The 3897-nt window shown below is 44.1% G+C and carries 6 protein-coding genes; 3 read left to right on the top strand and 3 right to left on the bottom strand.

Translation table 11 applies throughout. From position 1 onward, the window contains the following. The first annotated feature begins 137 nt into the window (after positions 1 to 137). The 3 genes from AAAT87_RS14965 to AAAT87_RS14955 all read left to right on the top strand — a co-directional run bounded on the left by AAAT87_RS14965 (position 138) and on the right by AAAT87_RS14955 (position 2405). Positions 138 to 1019, top strand: a complete 882-nt coding sequence (locus tag AAAT87_RS14965) for an AAA family ATPase (RefSeq protein ID WP_349226866.1) — start codon at positions 138 to 140, stop codon at positions 1017 to 1019. A gap of 631 nt (positions 1020 to 1650) precedes the next feature. Then, the gene (locus tag AAAT87_RS14960; protein WP_349226865.1) at positions 1651 to 1806 is read left to right on the top strand and encodes a hypothetical protein; all 156 of its coding nucleotides are present in this window, start codon (positions 1651 to 1653) and stop codon (positions 1804 to 1806) included. Between the two features lie 38 nt (positions 1807 to 1844). Beyond that, positions 1845 to 2405, top strand: coding sequence for a GNAT family N-acetyltransferase (locus AAAT87_RS14955; protein WP_349226864.1), 561 nt, complete (start codon positions 1845 to 1847; stop codon positions 2403 to 2405). A 172-nt stretch (positions 2406 to 2577) separates the two neighbouring features. Here the strand turns inward: AAAT87_RS14955 and AAAT87_RS14950 are convergent, their stop codons facing one another. The 3 genes from AAAT87_RS14950 to AAAT87_RS14940 form a co-directional block, all read right to left on the bottom strand. Then, positions 2578 to 3012, bottom strand: coding sequence for an N-acetylmuramoyl-L-alanine amidase (locus AAAT87_RS14950; protein WP_298532624.1), 435 nt, complete (start codon positions 3010 to 3012; stop codon positions 2578 to 2580). Positions 3013 to 3105: 93 nt separating this feature from the next. Further along, a complete protein-coding gene (locus AAAT87_RS14945) occupies positions 3106 to 3204 on the bottom strand; it encodes a smalltalk protein (RefSeq protein WP_153089909.1) in 99 nt (32 codons plus the stop codon). A gap of 213 nt (positions 3205 to 3417) precedes the next feature. Then, positions 3418 to 3897 (bottom strand): HU family DNA-binding protein (locus AAAT87_RS14940; RefSeq protein ID WP_349226863.1); only part of this gene is annotated, 480 nt, incomplete at its 5' end.

The following is a 3897-nucleotide window of genomic DNA, read 5'->3' as shown; positions in this document are numbered from 1 at the left end:
GTATTATTGACCGTAAGTTCTTTCTCTTCAGACTAATGAAGATCTATGCCTAATCCACACACTTTTACTGGTGACCCGATTATTATACTTTCATCATAGACATCTATTCAACCAATTCCGTCAGCGACCTGGTCAATATGTTCGGCAAAGCCATCATAGACGCACTTCGCCCTAAAGGCAGAAGCGCTTGGGAGAAATTCCTGATAGCACTCTCTTCTCTCCGTTCAGAAATCTCTTTCGATATCAACGGGGCTCCAGTTTGGGGAATAGGTCTCGGCAACATGGTGAATCCGGAAATTACGCTTGATGAGATATTCGCTTATCTCAACCAAGCCGACAAGCCATGTCTTGTTGCCATCGACGAGTTTCAGCAAATCACCAACTATGCCGACAATCGCATAGAGGCATTGCTCCGTACCTATATCCAGCGATGCACCAATGCACACTTCATCTTCTCGGGCTCTCATCGCCATCTGATGGCAGAAATGTTCACTTCCCCTGCCCGCCCTTTCTATCAGAGCGTAACGCTGATGAACCTGAAGCCACTGGATATTGAGAAATACAAGGAGTTTGCCACTGCCAAGTTCGAGGAGCGCAACAAACATATAGATACTGCAATTATCGGAGAACTCTTCGCCCGTTTCGGTGGTGTCACCTCATACATCCAGCGAGTAATGAATGTCCTCTTCCTCAAGACTCCCGAGCAGGGTACCTGTACTCTGGATATGGTAGATGACGCCATCAACTACAATCTCAACATGGCATCAGACACCTACGAGACCCTTCTGCGCCAGATGCCGGAAAAGCAGCGCAATGTCTTCATCGCCATCTCTGCAGAGGACGAAGCCAGAAGCGTAAAGAGCGGAGCCTTCGCAAAGAAATATCATCTCCCGTCGCCAAGCTCTGTAAATTCCGCTCTGAAAGGATTGTTGGAGAAGGATTTCATCACCCAGAAGGATGATGCCTACGTGGTATATGACAAGTTCTTCGATTTGTGGCTGAAGAATTATATGAAATAAATGCTTTGAAAATTGCATAAAAAGGCATAAAGGGTTGCAATCCATCTTTTCGAGGATTGCAACCTTTTTTGAAAGCTTTCGGACGATAAAATGTTTTTCTTTTGAAGCATTTATCATCTATGACTTTATAACTCCTTCACCCATTTCTGACCAGCTTTGGTCTTCATCATCCAAAGCAAAAACAAGGCTGCGCAAACTGCGACACCACCCAAAATTATAATTAATCCTTCGGAGAATGGTGTAAAAGGGGAATCTTTTAATATAGATTAATCTTTAAATGGATTCAGAAGCTGTTTTTCGAAAACCTACCCGTCCTTCCTTACCCTTAAGGAAGGCTCCACATCTCTCACCAAGCCTCTCTCTTGCCCGAAGAGAGAGGATGTAACCGCCCTCCGGTGCTCGAAACCGCTGCGCTTTATTGTTGGCGGACCATCAGAGGTCTTCGCCATATTGTGCGGGCTGGGACCGCCTGGGGATAACTTGCTACGGCTTACTATTATGGGCTTATAGATTACTGATATTGGATAATTCGCTGATAACTTACAGAATTCTTTCTTTTTTCTTGGTGGTTTCGAAGAAAAAGCGTACTTTTGTGGCATGTTAATAAACTAAATAATAGGTGATAAGAATTATGGCAATAGATATAAAAGTTATACCAACTCTTCATGGTGATGAGGCCGTGCGCTTTATCAACAATGCTGATGAGGTTATGAAAAGTAAAGAGCGTATTGATTTTTCTGAGAAAATAGCTATAGCTCGTGCTATCTTAAAAAAAGCAGGAATGTAAGTATGGGATTTTTATTAGATAAGTGTAAACTTAAAAAGATGGATGACGAGATACTTTTAACTTGCCATCCTTTTACTTGTGGAGATGAGGATTTGGATGATTTCTTTCTCCATGATGCAATGCGTTATAAAGCAGAGTTGCTTGGTAAAACTTATTGCTTTGTGTTGGATGATGAGCCTAAAACCATTGTTTGTATGTTTACTCTGTCTAATGATAGTATTAGAGTAGATGTCATACCTAATAATCGTGGCCGTAAGCTGTCTCATGATATTCCGAGAGAGAAACGAATGCGTAGGTATCCTGCTGTACTTATTGGAAGGCTTGGAATTAATGTTGACTTTCGTCATCAAGGTATAGGTTCAGAATTGTTGGATTTCATAAAATCTTGGTTTGTTGATGAAGAAAATAAAACAGGATGTCGTTTCTTGATAGTTGATGCTTATAACAATAAGATTCCATTAGATTTTTATCAAAAGAATGAATTCTTGTTTTTGTTTTCGACGGAACAGCAAGAAGCGGAAAATCTAGGTTATGACATGGCAAAGTCGTTGCATACGCGCCTTATGTATTATGATTTGAAGAAGTTAACTTCAAATTGATAAATGTATTAATATTGGAGGATAGAATTATTCCTATAACTGATTCACATAGATTTTTTGACCTATGCGGTCATTGGGACTATATACGAAAAAGCCCCAACCTTATGCGGAAACATAAGATTGGGGAGGAAAAAGATGAGTACGGAAATTTATATTTGATGAGAGGAGGAGACTAGATGTGGAAATGAATGCTGGAAAGCCACTTCTTGACATTGAAAGATGGACACTCCTTGTGAACGCCAGGGAGATCTCTGTGGCCTAGGATTTCGGCTTCAGGATAGTCGGTGCAGAGACTCTTCAGAAGCTCTCTCATCGCAGCCTTCTGGGCTGGCGTGCGGGTGTCGGCAGGACGACCATTGGCATCCAGACCACCCTCGTAACAGATGCCGATGCTGTGGGCGTTGTAATGACGGGCATGAGCGCCAGGCTCCGACTCCGGACGGCACGGATAAATCACTCCGTCCTTCGTGATGTAATAGTGATAACCGATGTCACGGAAACCACGGGCTAAATGACATGCCTCCAACTCGCCAACCGTGAAGTCCTGGGTAACTCGGGTGGCACTGCAGTGGATGACGATTAAATTGATCTTTCTGTTCTTGATCATAGGCAACTCTTGTTAATGATTACTGAATACTGATTATAGAAAACAGATTACAGAAAACTGATTACAGAAAACTGATTACTGATGATGGATTCATTACAGTCCCTTGCAGCTCTGCACGCAGACGGCAGAAGCGATGGCGGTAAGTACTGTGATGATAAGATTGATGATCTTCTTGATGGTTTCTTTTCTCATAGTCTGATGATTTACTAAAACTTGATTTACTAAAACTTGATTCAACTGAAATGTTCATAACTAGGGAGATATCCTTAGAAGGAAGCTGTATAACCCAGGCACCCGTGCAGAGCTTGCTTTTGATGATTGTTGCAGATGATTCCTGCCTCTTGATGCTCTCGGAATGCCCCTGACGCCATACGGCTTCCTTCTATCGGATGATACGATTAGCGGCTATAAATTTACGTTGTCGCCGCCGCCTTCATCTGTAGAACCGCTATCCGTGGTTCCGCCGCCACCCTGCTGGGTGTTATCGGTGTTGCCACCGCCTCCGGTAGTCTGGCTGCCACCACCTGATGGGTTATCCTTGCCGGTATCATCCGGATTCACCGGATTCTCCGTTGCAGGAGCTGCCAGATTGATGAGCTTGATAGAGGTGTCAAGATTCTCGGTCTTGAGCTCGCCAGTGGCTCTGGCTCTCAACTTCAGTCCCAAAATGTACTTCCCCACGTTGTAGTTCTCCTTGGTAGGTGCACCGCCCTTCACCTTCAGTCCGAGTGAGAAAATGGCGATGTCGGCAAACTTCACGTTCTTGCCCAAAAGGAGCAACTCCTTGGTGCAGGCTGCTGCATCGGTAAGCATACCGAGGATGGCGCCCTTGCTGTAAGGGGTGTTGTGGCTAGCCATGTGAGCGGCGAGCTCTTCGAGTCCGAT

This window comes from Segatella sinensis (assembly GCF_040095255.1).
Taxonomy (GTDB): domain Bacteria; phylum Bacteroidota; class Bacteroidia; order Bacteroidales; family Bacteroidaceae; genus Prevotella; species Prevotella sinensis.
This window is presented reverse-complemented; position numbering and strand designations above follow the sequence as displayed.